This is a genomic window from Xenorhabdus thuongxuanensis (genome assembly GCF_001908095.1).
Classification (GTDB): domain Bacteria; phylum Pseudomonadota; class Gammaproteobacteria; order Enterobacterales; family Enterobacteriaceae; genus Xenorhabdus; species Xenorhabdus thuongxuanensis.
Window position 1 is genome coordinate 39308 of the sequence record NZ_MKGR01000010.1, and the last position, 19079, is coordinate 58386.

Below are 19079 nucleotides of genomic sequence, written 5' to 3' on the forward strand. Positions count from 1 at the left end.
CTCCATAATTATTCATCAGAATGTACTAGCTTTGATCGTACCTGAAGCGACAAGCAAAGCCTGACATAGGAAAAAGTAACCATAAGGCATTTCTGTAATTTCTTGGTTATTTTCAGAAGTGGTATAGCAACATCCAACAAACCTGATTGTTTCGTCCTCTTCGATAAAACTGGGATAAGTGAGTACCTGATGCAGTAAAACTTTGCCTCTTTCCCACCAGACAGAATGCCCGCCACAGGCTTCATCCAGCTTAAAAAAAGCCACAGCAATGATCAGTGTTGCAGAAGGATCAATAACAGGATCTTTATAATGCCCCGTCTTTGGCACATCGGAAGAATGAACGGAATAGTCTTGCCACCATACACTACAAGATAATTCCGCTACGTGGAGAAATGTTTCTGGATTATACAAAGCAGCACAGGCCATTCCTAACATTCCCCAACTTTGTCCACGTGGCCAACTGCCTGCCTCTCCCACTGGCTTCCATTTTTCTGAACTCTCTGACAGACAAAAATGACTGTGGGTATAAAATTTTCCTGAAGGGTGAATTAATTGATGGGCAGTTAATTGGGCATGTGCTTGTGGCATCTTCTGCCAATGATGATGTACTCCTAATTCAACCAATGCGGCACAAGGATCTATTGATAGGCAGTTGTTTCCATATTCTCCTCCTCCCATTTCAGTCCCAACAGGAAAGCCCTGCCAAGGAGCGAAGGTCTGACTCAGTTTTTCTTGAAATTGGAGGATAAGTTCGCCAGCCCGAGCATCATTCACTAAACGCAACGCGGGGCCAAATCCGTACCAAGCATTCATCGCCCGAAATATAGACTGAACATACTTCCCTGCTTGGATTTGATCCCAACGGAATTGAGTACGGGATATCAAAGTAGGATGATTTGAGAAATAACCTGCTAGCCAACAACTCCCCGTCCAGAATCCGGCAACCCAAGAGCCACGAGATGACGTCATCCATGACGGACTATCGATAAGTCGATATAAAGGAAAACGGGGAGCAATCTGTTTCTCAATATTAGCCACAGACATTGCCAATTTATGAATCAACCTCTGGTAATCGAAGTGCATAATGAGTGCCTTCTGCTTACATCATTTGTGACAAAGACCAGCGCAAACGGAGCACTGCAAGAAAGCTGAAGCTTAATAGTATTAACATGAACACCATTCCTGCCCATGTCGATCCAAAATAAGCCACCACCCACTGGAAAAGCAATGATCCCAATGCCAGCCCACCAAAAAATGCAAAAGAAACTCGTCCAGATGCAGTGGGTATCTCACCAAAACAATCATGATGCAGAATCATAGACATCGCCAGAGCATTGGTTGCTACAAGCGTACAACCAATCCCAATCACCCCGACATAAACCAGCCAGAGGTTTTGTGGGGAGGCATTAAATGTCGCAAGTAAAGCAAGAAATGCGAATACAAACAATAAAGCCAATAAATCGGATTCCTGCTTAAAGCGACTTGCCAGAGGCGTCAGCACCAAACGAGAGATCCAGCCCATCAACCCGAATAATGTGACAAGAAATGCAGCCTGACTAATAGGCATTCCCAATTGAGAAGCAAACATCGGTACCTGGGTAATAAAGGCTGCCAACACAATACCAACACAACCTTGCATTAACATAAGCATACTTATTGTGTTCAATTGTGCTGTTTTGTGGGATTTCATCTGTGGAATAGTCACTTTTGGCTGCCAGTCACAGATCGCAGCTAAAATCGCCATGAATAGACACACTGGAACAATAGCACCTAACGCTACCCGCCATCCCCATTGTGCTGCCATCCATGGCAAAATCGTCCCTGCCACCAATGCGGAGAGTTGAACTCCAGATTGCTTTAATCCCACCATGAACGATTTATGTGTAGGTGTCACCTGAGTCGCAATGGCCTGGTTGGTCATTGGATTTGCCAAAGCCTGCGCAATACCGCAGACTGCTATTGCCAGTATCATCAGCCAAGGATGATTTGCTAGAACCAATGCTGCAAATGCTCCACCAGTGAACAAAAACAACGTAATACTTGCCCAACGGATACCTAATTTTTTCACCCATCTTCCAGCGGATAAGGATAAAATAGCAGCTACACCAAATGCTGCTAGCGTAAATCCTCCCAGCAGTTCGCGGTCAATCTCACCCTCCTGTAACATAAAGGGAGCCAATGCTCCACTAGCATAAAGAATCAGCATAGGCAGTGCCATCGCTAGTACTAAAATAAATCCCAGCGATAACTCCATCTTTTTATTATGGGCTTCATTTTGAATCGCCATATATAATTACCTCCTCTGATGCACTGATTTATTTTCAATACAAGAAGTTGAGGTCAATTCTGATAACATATTACGAAGAGTAGGTTTATCAACTTTACCTGCAGGGCTAAGAGGTAATTGACTGAAATGGCAAAGATATTCTGGTAACTTGTGCTGTTCTAACCCATATGACCGCAAAAAATGTGCTACATCATTTAGAGAAAGTGGCTGTACGCCTTCCCGCAGTGACAAACAGAGACAAATTCTTTGTCCTAAGTCCCTATCAGGAATGGCAATACATGCAGCACTGACAATACCCTGATGATTAGTCATCAATTTCTCAATCTGAATAGGGCTAATATTGACTCCTCCACGGATAATGACATCCTTCTTTCTTCCCATCAAATTAAGATAGCCACTTTCATCAATGCACCCCAAATCACCAGTGTAAACCCAACCATTTTGATCTCGGTACTTTTCATCCAGTATAGGGGAGTTCACGTACTGCATGGGAGAAATTGGTCCACGAGCCGCAATCTCCCCAATCTGTCCCTGAGGCAGTGGTTGATGACGCTCATCAACAATTCGGATATCACAAATGGAAGGGTTAGGACGCCCAACCGTCATAGCAATCTTTTCTCGTGTATCAGTCAAAGCATTAAAACAGTTTACACCATCAGCTGATCCATAAAGGCTGATAAATCGACACCCAAATTTTTCATAACAGCGGTTAATTGTGGCTTCATCGATCAAAGCTCCTCCACTAACTAGTGCGACTAAATCACGAAGATCCAAGTCATTCAGGCGATCATCGGCAACAATTCTCTGGAACATGGTCGGTACACCGAGAATGTGAGTCGGGCGATAATCATGAATTGCCTCCAATGCCGCATCGACACTGAACTTAGGCAAAATTACAATAGTGCCACCCAGCCATGCTATAACACATGCACTGGCAGTAGAACCAAATGCTGAGCCTAGGGGCATCAGATACAAAGTAACAAACCTCGTATGGCTTCCTCTTAGTTCCTCCATAAAACGTCCCCGTCCTCCTAACAAGGCGTTATGGGAATATGCAACTAATTTAGGCTCTGATTCAGAACCGGAAGATATGAGAAAACGCACTGGATCATCAGCGGAAACCAAGGGAAATTGTGTTAAAGGCTTCCCATCAAGTAATGCTTCAAATGACAGCCAATAGTCACGAGTTTTTCCCACTGTGATCAATACACGTAGCGATAATATCAAAGGCCGTAACGCTTCGATAATCTGACATACATCACCCTGATCATGCCGGTTTTCAACAATAATCGCACGCGCCTGACTGCGCTTAAGGATCGACTCAATATCTAACCGACCTCTTCCTGGTGGAAAAGGGCACACCACTACTCCTATAGCAGCGGCAGCAATATCAATGACAATAGAGCGCCAACTGTTACTCAACTGATAAACAATCACATCACCACGCACAAGCCCTGCATTAGCCAGACCTGCTGCCAATCTCAAACTTTGCTGATAAATTTCAGAATAACGATAACTTCCATCCTGAGAACAAACCGCTAACCCATCAGGCTGTTTTTCAACTTGCTTACGAAAGGCTTCAAATACTGTTGATTCCGGATAAGCACCTGACGCTTTCCATTCATGGCGAACTGATTCGGGGACTAAATTGATAATACCTGCTGGATTCATAAGGGCCTCCATAATTCACGTAATTGTGCATAACTTCCTCTCATCAAATAGGGCTCAACAAGTGGATGTGTAGGGAGTGATGCCAAATCGGTACAACACCATTCGGGTAAGGAGCTCTCTTTTGGGATAGGCGAATTGTCGGTGAGAATGGGTTCTATCAACATCGTTGCAGCTCCCAGCAATGAGCTTCCAACATTCAGCCCTGACGTGCCTCTAACCCGACAGTAAAGAGCCATGATCGCTGCCTGTGCGGCAAGAATACCTCCGAAAATATCAGTCGCTGTAAACAACGTACCACCTTTAACACCCGCACTTTGGGCAATCACATCCGCCATACCGGAATAAGCCTGAGCCATAAAATCCGTACCAGGAATCATCATTTCATTGTCTAGTATCCCCCAACCACCTGCATAGACATACACCAAATCAGGGTGATTAAGACTTAAATCAGAGATATCCAGTGCTAACTCAGATGCTTTTCCCGGCGCCCAGTTGTGTATAAATAAGTCAGCATCATGAACCAATTTTTCGATGGTTTGTTTTCCCTCTGCTGATTTGATATCTACTTCAATCACTTGCTTACGAGCGTTCAAAGCCTGAAAACGGGCAGAAAAATCACCAGCCAGAGGAGGCATATCACGCAATGGATCGCCCCCCAGCGGCTCTATGCGCGTCACAGTCGCTCCAAGCATGGCGAGCAAATGCCCTGCCATAGGTCCTTGAATTCTCCGACAGGATTCCACCAGACGGATTCCTGCAAGTGGCAACCCTGATTTCACAGTGTCCGAGAGCATCCGAGCAGGCTTCTTGGCTTCATCACCAATGGCCTTAATAGACCAAGGGCCGAACTCAAGTAATGACTTTAAATCTCGATCCATCTTACGATCCTGAATACGCCTGACAGGGGTAATTGCAATTCCTGTCTGACGAGCCAGATCAGCCAAATTTGCATAGACATGACTGGCAAGCAGTGCCACCATCTCTTCAGGCAGTGACACAGTCCCTTTAGCATATCGCTGCATAAAGGTATGCCAGCCTCTGCCTATTTGCTGAATATCTGTCCCTAATTGAACCCAAAACTTCTGCCAAAGCTGTGGAGAAAGAGACTCTAATTCAAACAAGACACCATCAAGAGACACGAAAGGAGGCCTGAGAGAGACATCTGCTTCGCCACATGAGAACACTTCAGCTCCAGTTTCTGCAGTAGCGCCTGCCAGATATTGTCCGACAGCTAATACTCCGGCTTGCACTAAATCAAAAGTAGCTTTCTGTATTCTGCTGCCCCTGTTCTGTGCGATTAACCCAGCCAATAGTTGTTGTAATACCAAAGAGGCACTAATCACCGAAATATATTCAACACCTAACGGAACAATCCGATCCAATGAACGGCTATGAACAGCAACTAATCCGGTCAATGCCTGTAACGCGACTTCATCACAAACCTGTCCATTGATCACCGGCGAAGTAACCGTGAGCATAAATTGCCAACCTCCCTGCTCTTGCAGTATCACCACCAATTCGTTGTTCGAGGTCTGAACTGAAGATTCATTAACCACAATACCGATTTTCTCTGCCTGAGAATTTAATGCCCTTATAAACGGTGCAAATGCTGCATCGGCCTGACTAAATGTGCCACTGAGCCGCAATAACTGAAATATTTTTTTTCTTGGCATGAATACGCTCCCGATTACAATAAATAACGGTTCTAACGTTGTGAATTACCCTCCAGCCACTGCCGGAAGGATGGTGATCACATCGCCGACTTTCACAGTAGTTTGCAACCCTTTTCCAAATCGGATGTCATCGTCATTTACATAGAAATTGATAAACCCGTGAACATCTCCTTCCTTCACTAAACGATCTTTAATTCCAGGGAAATCAATATCTAATTTATCAATAACTTCACAAACACTTTCACCAGAAGAGATTACAGTTTTCTGGTCATTAGTGAATGTTCTTAAAATAGTAGGTATATGAACCATGACCGACATAATTATTATTTCCTCATTGAGTAATTTTTATGATTTCTTCGACTGCATGTCCCTGCACATATCGGTAGCTACGCAGTTCAAGCCGCGATGCTGGCGCAGTAGAAAGAATGACATGGTGAATCTGAGGTGAAACAGAAAAAGCTAAGTCTTCTCTACTCGGATAAGCTCGTGAGCCAGAATGAGAGTGGTAAAGAACTATCGGTTCCAGTTCTTTTTCTTCCATCTGACGCCAGACCTGAAGCTGTTGTCTCGAATCAAACCGGAAATAAACCTCGGAAGCAGCACTATTGTGCATAGGAATAACCAATTCAGGCTTATTGCTCCCACAGGGACCAACGATGAGTCCACAAGCTTCAATTGGATGTTCTTTCTCAGCATGTTTCACAATTTCATCCAATTGGACTTGAGATAACACTAGCATTGGATACTCCTTAATATGTAGCTTGTGAGGAATCAACTTGTCGGATCCAATTTAGGATTCCGCCTTCCAAACTGAATAGTGATTTAAATCCCTGTCTCTGCATGGCAAGCAGTACTTTTCGGGAGCGTCCACCCATCTTGCAATACACAACTACCGGACGTTGTCGATCAAGCAGTTTGAGACTTCTCCCATTTATAATTTCTTGTTGAGGTATCCCAATAGCGTTGTCGATATTACAGATAGCTCGTTCGCCAGGTTCTCGTACATCCACCAATTGAACAGCGTCTCCCCGCTCCAACATTTTTTGAAGCTCTTGCGGAGTTATTTGGGGAACAACCTCATCAGGAGTTTGTGATTTGAGACCACAGAAGATCTGATAATCTGTCAATTGTGTTATCGTCATACGATTTTGAGCACGGCGAAGCGGTAACGTACGATATGTCATATCCAACGCGTCATAGACCATCAAACGACCTAAAAGGCTTGTTCCTGCCCCCGTAATCAACTTGATGGCTTCAGTCGCCATAATAGAACCAATAGCAGCACACAGTACGCCAAATACCCCACCTTCAGAGCAAGAGGGAGCATATTCAGGTGGTGGTGGTACAGGATATAAATCACGGTAGTTCAGTCCCAGCTCACCCGGTGCATTTTCCCAAAACACGGACGCCTGTCCTTCAAAACGGTAGATAGATCCCCATACATAAGGCTTGCCAGCCAGCACACAAGCGTCATTTACCAGATAACGGGTTGAAAAGTTATCCGTTCCATCGAGTACCAAATCGTACTGACGGATCAGTTCTAATGCATTCTCTGGTTCAAGGCGTTGTTGATGGCAAATGATATGAGTAAGGCGGTTGGTTTCTTGTATCGACTGACGAGCACTATCCGCTTTGTTGCGTCCGATATCAGATTGACCGTGAATTATCTGACGTTGTAAATTTGATTCATCAACCACATCAAAATCGATAATTCCTATTGTTCCAATACCCGCTGCAGCTAAATAGAATAATATAGGTGATCCTAATCCCCCAGCCCCTATCACTAACACTTTGGCGTTTTTCAGACGACACTGGCCGATATATCCAATATCTGGCAGTAATAAATGACGGCTGTATCTCTCCTTTTCCTCTTTATCCAAGTGAGGTGCAGGCTCGACAAGCGGTGGTAGTTTCATTGTAATCCCTCCACTTTCTCTTTATCTGTCCCGCGTGCAAATAATCGGGACTTCAACATACGGCTAGCTATTTAAAAGGAGGGTAGTAGTAAAGAATATCAAACGCAGAGCTAATTTTTATCATTCTGTGAACGCAAATCTGGTTTGTTCGTCATTTGATATCAGATTGCTCCGTGTTTTATATCGGGCGACACCACAATCCCTATAGTGATATTGGACAGGAAAAACAATCTTAAGACGGGGCGGTTATCAATTGATTGGCTTCAACACATGTTATTCATGGAGTTTATTCTCGTTCATTCTTGCAATGAACTGCCTGAGCGATGAAGAAACCTCTAACCAAATTATCAAAATACTACAAGTATTCTGATAGAAATTAGAAAAAAACCTCCTCATTCTCGCAAGTTATCAAAAGTGACTCACAAATGAATTTGTCAATAAACAAAATTAATGAGCAACAATATCTATTTAACATGCTATTAGGCCCAATTCGCTTGAATATACTCGCATTCGCATTCCACCATAGATTGTTTGATCACTTCATCACTATGGCCGATGCAACCACTGTGGCCAAACAATTCAACTGGTGCCCGACACGATTAACATTACTTCTCAATTCTTATGTTTCCCTAGGAATTATGGAAAAACAAGCCCAGAGTTTTTCCATTAAATCTAATTATCAGCCTTACTTACTTAGTCATTCACAATATTATCTGGGGGAAACACTCTGCTCATTGGCAGAAATCAAATCTCTCACATTGACGAAATCCGATGAATGGCTGGTACAAAACACACAACCAAAACAACAAATGGATATGCATGACCAACGTTTTTGGCAAAAAGCGACATCGCGTTTACGGGCTTTTCACCGAAGTACAAGAAACCCAATCCTGTTATCTATCCTTCAGTCGCTTGATAACTGGCAAGATGGACTGCATTTCCTCGATGTTGGAGCAGGCTCTGCGGAGCTAGCCCAAAATATTTTAGCTATTCACCCACAAAGCAAAATCACGTTGTTTGATTTGCCTCTCTGTTGTACAGCAATACAAATGCAATTGATAGATTCGGATGGATTTGATGAATCTAATCCCTCTCAGTCCATCAAGTTTCTTCCTGGTGATATGAACACCACCCTTTTTGGTGGTCCTTACCAAATAATAGTAGCTGCGATGTCTCTCTATTTTGCTACCAATCTTCAATATTGTATAAATAGGCTCTGGGCATCATTGTCTCCCGGCGGAACATTGATTAGTTTTCACGAATCACTGAACCAAGAACGCACTCAACCTGAGTTTCATGTATTGGGCCGCCTCCCTGCTGAACTGGCAAATGGCCCACTTTCTATCGAATCAGATCAGATTGAAGAGGCGTTAAAAGCCAATCATCCCTCTCGTCTAGATACCCGAAAAATCCCAACTCCATTTGGAGAAATGACATTAATTATTGCCCATAAATGCATTTGACAATCAGGAAAAGGAAACAAGAACAATGTCATTAAGTATGGATCTTATCCGCCAATCGATTATCGGAGAATGCTGTCCCATTAAAACCCCGTTTGGTATCAAGCCGTTGATCTATGCAGATTATACGGCTTCTGGGCGAAGCCTCAGTTTTATCGAGCAGTTTATTCAGCAACAAGTAATGCCCTTCTACGGAAACACACATACCGAGACCTCAATCACAGGACTCCAAACAACATATCTGCGTGAGCAAAGCCGTCACATTATCCGCCAAGCGCTAAACGCCACCCAAGCCTATCATATTATTTTCACTGGTTCAGGAGCAACCAGTGCCATTAACCGCTTTATTCATATGCTGAATATTCCTCGTTATCAGGAACAAAAACCTGTTGTTTTCATAGGTGGTTATGAGCACCACTCCAACGACCTACCCTGGCGGGAAGCGGATGTAGAATTGGTTCGTATTCCACTCACTCCAGAAGGTATACTGGATCAAACAGAGCTAAAAACACAACTCTTAAAATATCAACATGTTCCTCTCAAAGTTGGCTCTTTCTCTGCTGCTTCCAATGTCACAGGGATTAAAACCGATATTAATGGAATCTTTAACCTACTCAAAAGCTTTAATGCACTATCATGTTGGGATTTTGCAGCCGCAGCACCCTATATGTCCATTGATTTACAGGCAATTCCAATGGATGCTATATTTATTTCACCTCATAAATTTTTAGGTGGTCCTGGTACACCGGGTTTGTTGGTGATTAGAGATAATTGTTTTAGCCAGACTATTCCTGGTCTTAATGGCGGTGGCACCGTATCTTATGTAAATGCATCGACTCACCAGTATGTCGACAATATCGAACGTCGTGAAGAAGGTGGCACGCCTGCCATAATTGAATCAATTCGTGCAGGGCTGGTATTTAAAATCCAACAACAAATTGGTCTAGACTACATTAAAAAACGGGAAAAAGAGCTGGTTGAACAAACACTCTTATATTGGAGGAATCTCCCTAATTTCGAGTTAATGGGTAATCCTTCCCTTCCCAGACTAGCCATCTTCTCATTTAATATTAAAGGACTGCACTATGGTGTGGTTGTTGCCATGCTAAATGACTTATTCGGAATTCAGGCAAGAGGTGGTTGTTCTTGTGCGGGACCTTATGCCCACCAGTTACTAGATATAAACCAAGACGATAGCCGGAATATCCAAGAAGAATTAGCACAGGGAAACAAGCTTGCCCGCCCTGGCTGGGTACGGCTAAATCTGCATTATCTGCTGGAAAAATCCACAGTTTGTTACATTCTGGAGGCCGTTTCACTCATCTCCCGCTACGGGCACTGGTTAGCAAAGCAGTATCATTACCACAATGACAAAGGTGTTTGGTTATACCAACAATACCAACCTCAATTGACCGTTTCTCTCGATCATCTAGAATTCTTTCACCAACAGAGGAATATCCGCCCAGAATCTCTTGAAGAATCCATGAAATCAGCTAAAAATACCCTGTTAAAAAGCAAGTCACATGTCAATAGTGAGAAAATCGCTAATATATTAAATGGTTAGCTGTTATGGTAAACTCCATCTCCTTTTTATTGGTGGCGCATAGATAAAGTTGATGTCTATTGTATTTTGCTTACAATCCAATCTAGAGTTAAAGAACAAATCGTCGATATAACCATAAATACGCTAGCATTTGCAATACTGCTCGTTTGCTGAAAGTCGCAAGGGTCACCGTCATGAGAACATGAAAAACTCACCGCCCAACACAACACATGCTTATACTCGTGACTGCTCCCCGCCCTATCGGGCGAGGCTTTCCACTTCACAGGCCGATGCTTGCGCCTAATTGAACGGGAATGACATTTGGCTTATCTTAGCAGTGGATGAACAATGATCTTTTGTTCGCCACAGAATATAATAGATGGAAAATTAGTGAATTTTTCCATTTAAACCACATGTATCCACGCCTCCATAGTGAGCTGATTACTTATTGATTAACTTAATATATTTCATGCTGTATTATTTCATTCCCTATAAATAAAAATATAAAGAGAAAATAATGACAGCAAAAACAACACACTACTACGTTATTCGCCCCATCACCCAACAAGACAATGCAGGCATTGCCGCTGTGATCCGTGAAGTATCTGCCGAGCATGGCTTAACCGCAGACAAAGGTTTTGCCGTTGCTGATCCAATTCTGGATACCCTGTACGAAGTTTACAACCAGCCACGCAGCGCTTATTGGGTTGTTGAAATGGATGGCGAAGTCGTTGGCGGTGGCGGTGTTGCTCCGCTGGCTGGTGGTGATGGTGAGACATGCGAGTTACAGAAAATGTACCTTTCATCGGTACTGCGGGGAAAAGGTATTGCCAAGCAAATCGTGAAACAATCCCTCGAATTTGGCACAGAGCAAGGTTTTAAACGCTGCTATCTGGAAACGACAGAGAATCTGAAAGCCGCCATTGCCTTGTATGAAAAGCTGGGCTTTAACTATCTTGATGAGCCTCTTGGCAATACAGGCCACAGTGACTGTGAAGTCAAAATGCTCAAGGCACTATAACTCCAATGGCCTTCAATATTAAAGCTACTCGTAATAAATCAGCCCCACAGTTTAAGTGGGGCAATTTGGTTTAACGCTACTTTTTTGACGCAATCTTCAAAAGATTTTAATGGAGTCTGGGTTCATCATCCTCAGGGGGAAAGAGATCACCGTCATCTTCATCATCAGGCGCGTTAGGATCTTCAAAGTACGTTCCCCAACCGTCGTAATTTACACCGATCTTTCCAACCAGATCCATAAGCTGCTCAACCTGTGCGTCGATCAATTCAGCTTCCAGACGACTTTCGCTGATCACATCACAGCACATCAAAACAACACCGTCTTCTGTTTCCAGCTCTTCCGCATCCGTTACTTCATAGCCTAATCTGAAAGCTTCAAGGGCTGCCTTTTCCAGTTGGTCAAAATTTTCTGCCGAAAAATGGTGCTCAATAATATAAAGTGCATCAGGATCACTGCCATCTTCCAATAATTCTTCGATGATCAAGCGAGTTTCTTCACACTGTTCTTCTAAAGCATGTGGGTCTGCCATGCCAATCCCCTCTGTCAGTTGGCTATCTTGTTTTGCATTCTCCCATCTTTTATGTGCAAAGGATATATCTATCCAATTTTGTTCTAAAAGAAATGAATAACTAAGCTACTGATCTATAACCTGTCTTAATACCTTCACTCCTATAAACGCTGAACACAGAGCTTGTAATTAAATTTTTTATCGATATATAGTGAATATAAATTCAATATTTTACTAATGGAGACAATGCATAATGAACCCATTTTTCAAGCGTTCTTTCCTAAAATTACTTGACATTACACCCACAGAAATTGATACCCTTTTAACTTTGGCTCATGCATTAAAAGCGAATAAAAAATCAGGTTCTGAATCTTGCTTACTCACAGGAAAAAATATTGCCCTGATTTTCGAAAAAGACTCCACCCGTACACGCTGTGCATTTGAAGTCGCGGCTCATGATCAAGGTGCCAATGTTACCTATTTAGGCTCAAGTGGTAGTCAGATCGGACACAAAGAATCCATTAAGGATACTGCGCGGGTACTTGGACGTTTGTATGATGGTATCCAATACCGTGGACATGGTCAGCAAATTGTCGAAACACTCTCGCAATACGCAGGGGTTCCAGTCTGGAATGGTCTGACTGATGAATTTCACCCAACCCAACTTTTGGCTGATTTAATGACGATGCAGGAACACAGCCAAAAGCCACTCTCTGAGATAAAATTTGCCTATTTAGGCGATGCCCGCAATAACATGGGCAATACCTTGCTGGAAGCTGCCGCATTGACGGGTATGGATCTCCGTTTGATCGCGCCAAGTGCATGCTGGCCAGACGAAAATTTGGTTGCAGAATGCCAAAAACAGGTTGAGAAAACTGGCGGTCAGATCACCCTGACAGAAGATATTACGCATGGTGTAAAAGGAGTCGATTTTCTATATACCGATGTTTGGGTATCGATGGGAGAACCGAAATCGGTCTGGCAAGAACGAATTGCATTACTGAAACCCTATCAGGTCAATATGGATGTTGTGAAACGCACTGGGAACCCAGAAGTTAAATTTCTGCATTGTCTGCCTGCTTTCCATGATGAAGAGACGATACTCGGTAAGCAACTGGCAGAGGAATTTAATTTATATGGTGGCCTGGAAGTCACTAATGAATTGTTTGAATCAAAACACAGCATTGTGTTTGATCAGGCTGAAAACCGAATGCATACCATTAAGGCCGTGATGATAGCAACTCTGGTGGAAAACCTCGTATTGTAATAGTTGATTCATATTTTGCTTCCGCTCGTACTGCAAAAATCACAATACCAACTTACCCAACTTACTTGGCTTCTGTATCTTCAAATAAGTTGGGTATTCTCCACCGACTTTCAGTTAAAAATCAGAAAATAACTATATCACTATGCATAAATTTCCAATATATTGATAGTCATCACATTAAACCAGATTTATTTAACAATTTGATTTATATGAAAAATTATCAATTTTGGAAAAAATTTTCTCTAAATTAAAAAATTTTTATTACTTTTTAGAAAAATTTTTTTATCTCCCTATGCCATATTCTTTCTAAATAGTGCAATATTTCCCCTAAAAAATATTAATAATCAATTTATAGGATTGCAAAAATGATAAAAAATATAGCCACAGCATTAATCCACGGCGGAAAACAACAGGACAAAGAAAATCATGCTATTTTTCCCCCCATTACAACAGCCAGTACTTTTGTACAGAAAGATTTATCTGAGCATGGTGAATACTGTTATTCTCGTTGCAGTAACCCAACACGCTATGCCTATGAAACATTATTAGCCGAAATAGAAAATGGTATTTACGCAACTGCAACCGCGTCTGGTGTAGCAGCCGCTGCTTTAGTCTTAAACTTGTTACCTAAAGAATCCCACATTATTGCTATGAAAGGAGTTTATGGCGGCACATTTCGTTTATTTGAACGGGTAGCAATTGAAAATAATGGTCATCAATTTGACTATGTCGACTTAAATAATCTCACTGAAGTTGAGGCTAAAATAAAAGATAATACTCGATTAATTTGGATAGAAAGTCCAACGAATCCATTATTAGAATTAGTTAATATCAGAAGTATTTGTGCATTCGCGAAAAATCACAATATCTTAACTTGCGTTGATAATACATTTGCAACCGCATGGAATCAAAAACCCCTCGAATTGGGAGCAGATCTTGTGATGTTATCTACAAGTAAATATATTGGTGGTCATTCGGATCTTATTGGTGGAGCGGTTATTACTCATCGAAATGATTTAGCCAATAAGCTAGATTTCTTAAAAACGACCATGGGTGCTATTGCATCTCCCTTTGATGCTTATTTAGCACTACGTGGATTAAAGACATTAGCGTTACGAATGTCAGCACAATGCGCTAATGCACTTGAAATTGCCAATTTTCTTCAATCTCATCCAAACATTGAACAAGTTTATTATCCCGGTTTACCCTCTCACCCGCACTATTCCATTTGCCAGCAGCAAATGCGCGCAAGTGGTGCCGTCGTTACGATTAAATTAAAAGGCGATCTGGAGGACACAAAGAGATTTTTAAGCAAATTACGCTATTTTGTTTTAGCAGAATCTCTCGGTGGTGTAGAAAGTATGGTTAACCATTCTGCAACTATGTCACACGGCTCCATGACAAAAGAAGAGCGTGAAGAGATTGGTATTTATGATACTGTATTACGCTTATCAGTAGGTATTGAAGATATTCGTGATTTATTAGCTGATCTTGAACAAGCATTAGAATAAATTTACTTAATATAAAAAATAACAAAAAATAAGGTGAGTAAAAAATGAATGATTACGGTATTTGGACCATCATTACCCCTGTTGTCACAATTATCTTAGCTATATTTACACGCCAGGTTATTTTATCTCTATTACTCGGTATATTAGTCGGCTTTACTGTCATTAATGACCATCATATTATTTTAGGTATACAAGGAACTATTGAAGGTATTATTGATACCTTTTCCTCCCCAGGCAATACAAAAACTATCATCTTTATGTTGATGATTGGTGGAATAATGCGGCTTGTGGTTGTTACAGGTGGCGTACGATCCTTAGTTCATTTACTAACCGATAAGACGCAACTTATTGAAAATAAAAAAGCTGTTCAATTTTTTGCAATGATCATTACATCATTAATTTTTATTGAAAGCTCAATTAACCAATTAATTGCTGGAGCATCAACAAAGAAATTAGCCAAAAATTACGGTATCCCACCAGAAAAAATGTCTTACATTATTCAAACATCCTGTGTTTCTGTTTGCTCTTCCGCCATGATTAACGGTTGGGGAGCCGCAATGATGGGGATCATTGGCATACAGATTTCCAGAGGGTTAATCAGCGGTGAACCATTTGATATCCTGGCAGGTTCTATAGTTTATAATATTATGGCTTGGTTATCGCTGGCTTCTGTCTTGTTTTACATTTTTTCTAATGTTTCTTGGGGGCCAATGAAAACTGCAGAAATGCGAACCTTACATGAACATTTAAATAGTGATATTGAAGATAAACACAGTGAAGATAGTAATGATATTATTAAACACCCCAACTGCCATACTTCATTAAACTTTTTCATTCCTATTTTATCGACGGTATTAATGCTCCCTATTGCCCTCTATATCACAGGTGATGGTGATTTTAGTAAGGGCAGTGGTTCAACCTCTATCTATTGGAGTGTTATGTTTGGAACTACTGTCTCTTTTTTCTGGTTCTTATTACGCCGCGTTTTAACCATCGAAACCTTTTTTAAAGAGCTTTATATTGGTTATGCCAGCATGATAAAAATAAGCTCTGTCATGGTATTGGCATTCTTAATGGGTAATGTTTCCGCTGATTTAAATACCGGTGCCTATATTGCACAAATGACTTCTGGTATCATTCCGGCAGGTTTTTCCATCGGCTTTATTTTCCTGATTAGTTCCATCATGTCATTAGCAACGGGCACCTCATGGGGAACATTTGCAATTATGATCCCCATTGGGGTACAGCTAGGTATTTCAGTAGGAATGCCTCCTGAGTATATGATTGGTGCTGCTATTGCTGGTTCTATCTTTGGTGATATGACATCTCCAATTTCCAGCGATGCTATCGTTGCATCAATGGCAACAGATTGTGACCATATTGAACATATTCGGACTCAAATGCCATATGCATTGGTTACTGCAAGTTTCGCTCTCGTCATTTATTTCTATTTAGGTCTTACTTATTAACTGGCAACCCGCTGAGGATAATATGTCTTTAAAAGAAAATTTAGCAAAATTTGCTCATGTTGATTTACTAAAAACGGCAACTATGATGGATAAATTGGAAAATTTATCCCACTATTTAGGGCGCGATGTTTATATTAAGAGAGATGATTTAACCCCCTTAGCGATGGGTGGGAATAAATTACGTAAATTGGAATACCTTATTGCTGACGCCTTACAAAAAAAGGCTAAAGTTATTGTTACCGCTGGAGCAATTCAATCAAATCATGTACGGCAAACAGCAGCTATTGCGGCGAAATATGGTCTAAAATGCGTCGCTTTATTAGAAAATCCCATTCAAAACTACGATAGTAATTTTCTCAATAATGGTAATAAACTGCTGACGGAATTATTCAACGCTCAATGTGTCATGTGTGATGAATTGACCGATCCAAATAAGCAAATGGAAGAATTGATTGATCAACTCAATCTCGAAGATGCTTATATTGTACCTGTCGGCGGTTCCAATGCCCTTGGTTCATTGGGTTATGTACGTTGCGCATTAGAAATTGCCGAGCAGCGCCCGAAGGATGTGGAGTTTGCTGCTGTGATTGTTGCCTCTGGAAGCGCAGGCACACATGCAGGGTTGGCTATCGGGTTACATTCTGTACTACCTCAAACGCCGGTTATTGGCGTTACCGTCTCACGTGTTACAACTGAGCAAGCACCGAAAGTGAGTCAATTGCAGAAAGAAATCAGCTCGCTCTTAGGCCAAACAACCTGTCCAGATATTCTTTTGTGGGATAATTATTTCGCTCCCATGTATGGCATGCCGAATAAAAAAGGGTTAGAGGCCATTACACTATTAGCGCAGAAAGAGAGTATTTTATTAGATCCTGTCTATACCGGAAAAGCGATGGCTGGGTTAATTGATAATGTGCTGAACAATAACATTGAAAGCCAGAAGCCATTACTTTTTGTACATACAGGAGGGGCTCCTGCATTGTTTTCTTATTCTGGGATAGGGTTATCAAATAATTGATTTATAATGATAAATATTTAAAACCATTCTAATTATGAAATATAAAAAGGAATACTGAGTATATACTCGCCTTACTCCAATATACAGGTTTTAAGATTTGAAAATTGCCATTAATTTAATAAGCTAGCTTTTACAGAAAAAACAGCTAAAAAGATGGCTGTTTTTTCTGAATTTAGTTAGATATTTTGCCCTCACTTGGCAAAATCATCGCCGACTACTTATCACTAACTTAAACGCAAACAGCAAAAATAATCCACCTGTCGCGCGGTTCATCCATTTAATGACATTTTCACGGCGTAATAGATGGGAAAGAGGGCGTGTGGCATAAATCAATAACAGTGACCACAATGTACCAAGCAAAACATGAATTGCCACTAAACTGAATATCCATAAAGTGGGAGAATGCCCCTGGGGTATAAACTGCGGTAGGAATGAAACATAAAACGCGCCCATTTTCGGATTCAGTACATTGCCCAACATCCCTTTAATAAACCAATTTTGGCCTTTAACGGAAGAAGATACCTCTCCGCCAAGATCCTTTTTGGGATACCAAATCATTTGAATGCCCAACCAGCATAAATACAATGCACCACACCATTTTAATATATTGAATGCTAGCTCTGATACGGCAATCAATGTACCGAGGCCGAATGCCACCATTGCTCCCCAAATAAAACATCCCGTATTAATACCAAGGGCGGCCTGAAAAGCTTTCTTACTCCCTTCCACCGTTGCAGTTCGCAGAACTAGCGCAGTATCCAGGCCAGGAGTCAATGTAAGCAATGTCGCCGCCACAGTAAATGCAAGCAGGGAATCCATAACGGTCATATCTATCTCCGAATACAAAAACAGAGGGTAAAATGAGATTACTGAAAATACTAAATTCCTTATCTTTACGCTGATCACATTCTGCCTCATTCTCTACCTATTTAATTCGCAGCAGATCATTAAATTTCATTGTTAATCGAGTAGTTAAAATTAAATTTTACCGACGCTTTGACATGTGCTTAAGGTTGACATATGCCAACTGATTTTAGAGGTGAATTATGGAAAGAGTTGTGAAAATTTTCAAAAATGGACGTAATCAAGCCATTCGGTTACCTGTCATGTTTGAATTTGATGCTGAGAGAGTTTATATCCGCCAGGATAAAAATGGGGATATTATTTTGTCGAAAAACAAATCTAAACATGATGACTGGGATTTATTTTTCAATATGTTAAATAATCTTTCTGTTCCAAATGATTTTTTAGATGTCAATGATCGTAATCAGGACATAACTAAACGCGATCCATTTGAAGGAATTCTTTAATGTATATGCTGGACACAAACACTGTCAGTTATATTTTTCGAAAAAATCCAACAGTAATCAACAAATTACGCACAATACCACCGTCAAGAATATGCATATCTAGTATTACTGAGGCTGAATTACACTATGGAATTTTGGAACGGCAAAACAAGGAGCTACAAAATATTGTCAACACGTTTATTGAATCGATAACGGTTTACGATTGGGATAATGCCGCTGCAAAAACTTATGGTGAACTCCGTGTCAGAATGGAACAAATTGGTCGTGTTATGGGCACAATGGATCAGTTGATCGCGGCTCATGCCCTAAGTAAAGGGCTGACGATTGTTACTAATGATGCTGCATTTAGGATAGTTCATGGTTTAAATGTCGAAGATTGGAGTAAATATTGACAAGTAGGATCGCAATCCCACTTAACCAACCAC

General features: G+C 41.3%; 18 protein-coding genes. 9 read left to right on the plus strand and 9 right to left on the minus strand.

Annotation, left to right across the window (positions count from 1 at the left end; all coding sequences use genetic code 11):
* Positions 1-15 precede the first annotated feature (15 nt).
* From Xentx_RS08810 to moeB, 7 genes are read right to left on the minus strand one after another with little or no spacing between them, the layout of a single operon-like run.
* Positions 16-1083, minus strand: coding sequence for a hypothetical protein (locus Xentx_RS08810; RefSeq protein ID WP_074019884.1), 1068 nt, complete (start codon positions 1081-1083; stop codon positions 16-18).
* A 16-nt stretch (positions 1084-1099) separates the two neighbouring features.
* On the minus strand, positions 1100-2287 hold the full coding sequence (locus Xentx_RS08815) for an MFS transporter (RefSeq protein ID WP_074019885.1): 1188 nt from the start codon (positions 2285-2287) through the stop codon (positions 1100-1102).
* Positions 2288-2293: 6 nt separating this feature from the next.
* Positions 2294-3958: a class I adenylate-forming enzyme family protein gene (locus Xentx_RS08820; RefSeq protein WP_074019886.1), complete on the minus strand. Its 1665-nt coding sequence runs from the start codon at positions 3956-3958 to the stop codon at positions 2294-2296.
* A complete protein-coding gene (locus tag Xentx_RS08825; protein WP_074019887.1) occupies positions 3955-5631 on the minus strand; it encodes a CoA transferase in 1677 nt (558 codons plus the stop codon). The genes Xentx_RS08820 and Xentx_RS08825 overlap by 4 nt, the downstream gene beginning before the upstream one ends.
* Positions 5632-5676: 45 nt before the next feature.
* Positions 5677-5949: a MoaD/ThiS family protein gene (locus Xentx_RS08830; protein WP_074019888.1), complete on the minus strand. Its 273-nt coding sequence runs from the start codon at positions 5947-5949 to the stop codon at positions 5677-5679.
* Between the two features lie 13 nt (positions 5950-5962).
* Entirely contained in the window at positions 5963-6370 is a 408-nt protein-coding gene (locus tag Xentx_RS08835; protein WP_074019889.1) for a M67 family metallopeptidase, read from the minus strand.
* 10 nt (positions 6371-6380) lie between these two features.
* Positions 6381-7547: a molybdopterin-synthase adenylyltransferase MoeB gene (gene moeB / locus Xentx_RS08840; protein WP_074019890.1), complete on the minus strand. Its 1167-nt coding sequence runs from the start codon at positions 7545-7547 to the stop codon at positions 6381-6383.
* A gap of 638 nt (positions 7548-8185) precedes the next feature.
* Here moeB and Xentx_RS08845 point away from each other — a divergent pair.
* From Xentx_RS08845 to Xentx_RS08855, 3 genes are all read left to right on the plus strand, one after another.
* Positions 8186-9010: a class I SAM-dependent methyltransferase gene (locus tag Xentx_RS08845; RefSeq protein ID WP_208607564.1), complete on the plus strand. Its 825-nt coding sequence runs from the start codon at positions 8186-8188 to the stop codon at positions 9008-9010.
* 25 nt (positions 9011-9035) lie between these two features.
* A complete protein-coding gene (locus Xentx_RS08850; RefSeq protein WP_074019892.1) occupies positions 9036-10571 on the plus strand; it encodes an aminotransferase class V-fold PLP-dependent enzyme in 1536 nt (511 codons plus the stop codon).
* A 496-nt stretch (positions 10572-11067) separates the two neighbouring features.
* A complete protein-coding gene (locus Xentx_RS08855; protein WP_074019893.1) occupies positions 11068-11571 on the plus strand; it encodes a GNAT family N-acetyltransferase in 504 nt (167 codons plus the stop codon).
* Positions 11572-11677: 106 nt separating this feature from the next.
* Here the strand turns inward: Xentx_RS08855 and rraB are convergent, their stop codons facing one another.
* Positions 11678-12100 (minus strand): ribonuclease E inhibitor RraB, encoded by a 423-nt coding sequence (gene rraB / locus Xentx_RS08860; RefSeq protein WP_139292462.1) that lies wholly within the window; start codon positions 12098-12100, stop codon positions 11678-11680.
* A gap of 232 nt (positions 12101-12332) precedes the next feature.
* On the opposite strand from rraB, the gene argF reads away from it, so the two are divergent.
* From argF to Xentx_RS08880, 4 genes are all read left to right on the plus strand, one after another.
* Complete coding sequence (gene argF / locus Xentx_RS08865) at positions 12333-13346, plus strand: ornithine carbamoyltransferase (protein WP_074019895.1); 1014 nt, start codon at positions 12333-12335, stop codon at positions 13344-13346.
* 365 nt (positions 13347-13711) lie between these two features.
* Positions 13712-14857 carry a trans-sulfuration enzyme family protein gene (locus Xentx_RS08870; RefSeq protein WP_074019896.1) on the plus strand — a complete coding sequence of 382 codons (1146 nt, stop codon included), beginning with the start codon at positions 13712-13714 and terminating at the stop codon, positions 14855-14857.
* Between the two features lie 44 nt (positions 14858-14901).
* On the plus strand, positions 14902-16326 hold the full coding sequence (locus Xentx_RS08875; RefSeq protein ID WP_074019897.1) for a Na+/H+ antiporter NhaC family protein: 1425 nt from the start codon (positions 14902-14904) through the stop codon (positions 16324-16326).
* Positions 16327-16348: 22 nt separating this feature from the next.
* Entirely contained in the window at positions 16349-17344 is a 996-nt protein-coding gene (locus Xentx_RS08880) for a D-cysteine desulfhydrase (protein ID WP_074019898.1), read from the plus strand.
* 204 nt (positions 17345-17548) lie between these two features.
* Here the strand turns inward: Xentx_RS08880 and Xentx_RS08885 are convergent, their stop codons facing one another.
* The gene (locus Xentx_RS08885) at positions 17549-18172 is read right to left on the minus strand and encodes a LysE family translocator (protein ID WP_074019899.1); all 624 of its coding nucleotides are present in this window, start codon (positions 18170-18172) and stop codon (positions 17549-17551) included.
* Between the two features lie 218 nt (positions 18173-18390).
* Here Xentx_RS08885 and Xentx_RS08890 point away from each other — a divergent pair, with 218 nt between their 5' ends.
* Complete coding sequence (locus Xentx_RS08890) at positions 18391-18654, plus strand: antitoxin (RefSeq protein WP_074019900.1); 264 nt, start codon at positions 18391-18393, stop codon at positions 18652-18654.
* A complete protein-coding gene (locus Xentx_RS08895) occupies positions 18654-19046 on the plus strand; it encodes a type II toxin-antitoxin system VapC family toxin (protein ID WP_074019901.1) in 393 nt (130 codons plus the stop codon). The genes Xentx_RS08890 and Xentx_RS08895 overlap by 1 nt, the downstream gene beginning before the upstream one ends.
* Positions 19047-19079 lie beyond the last annotated feature (33 nt).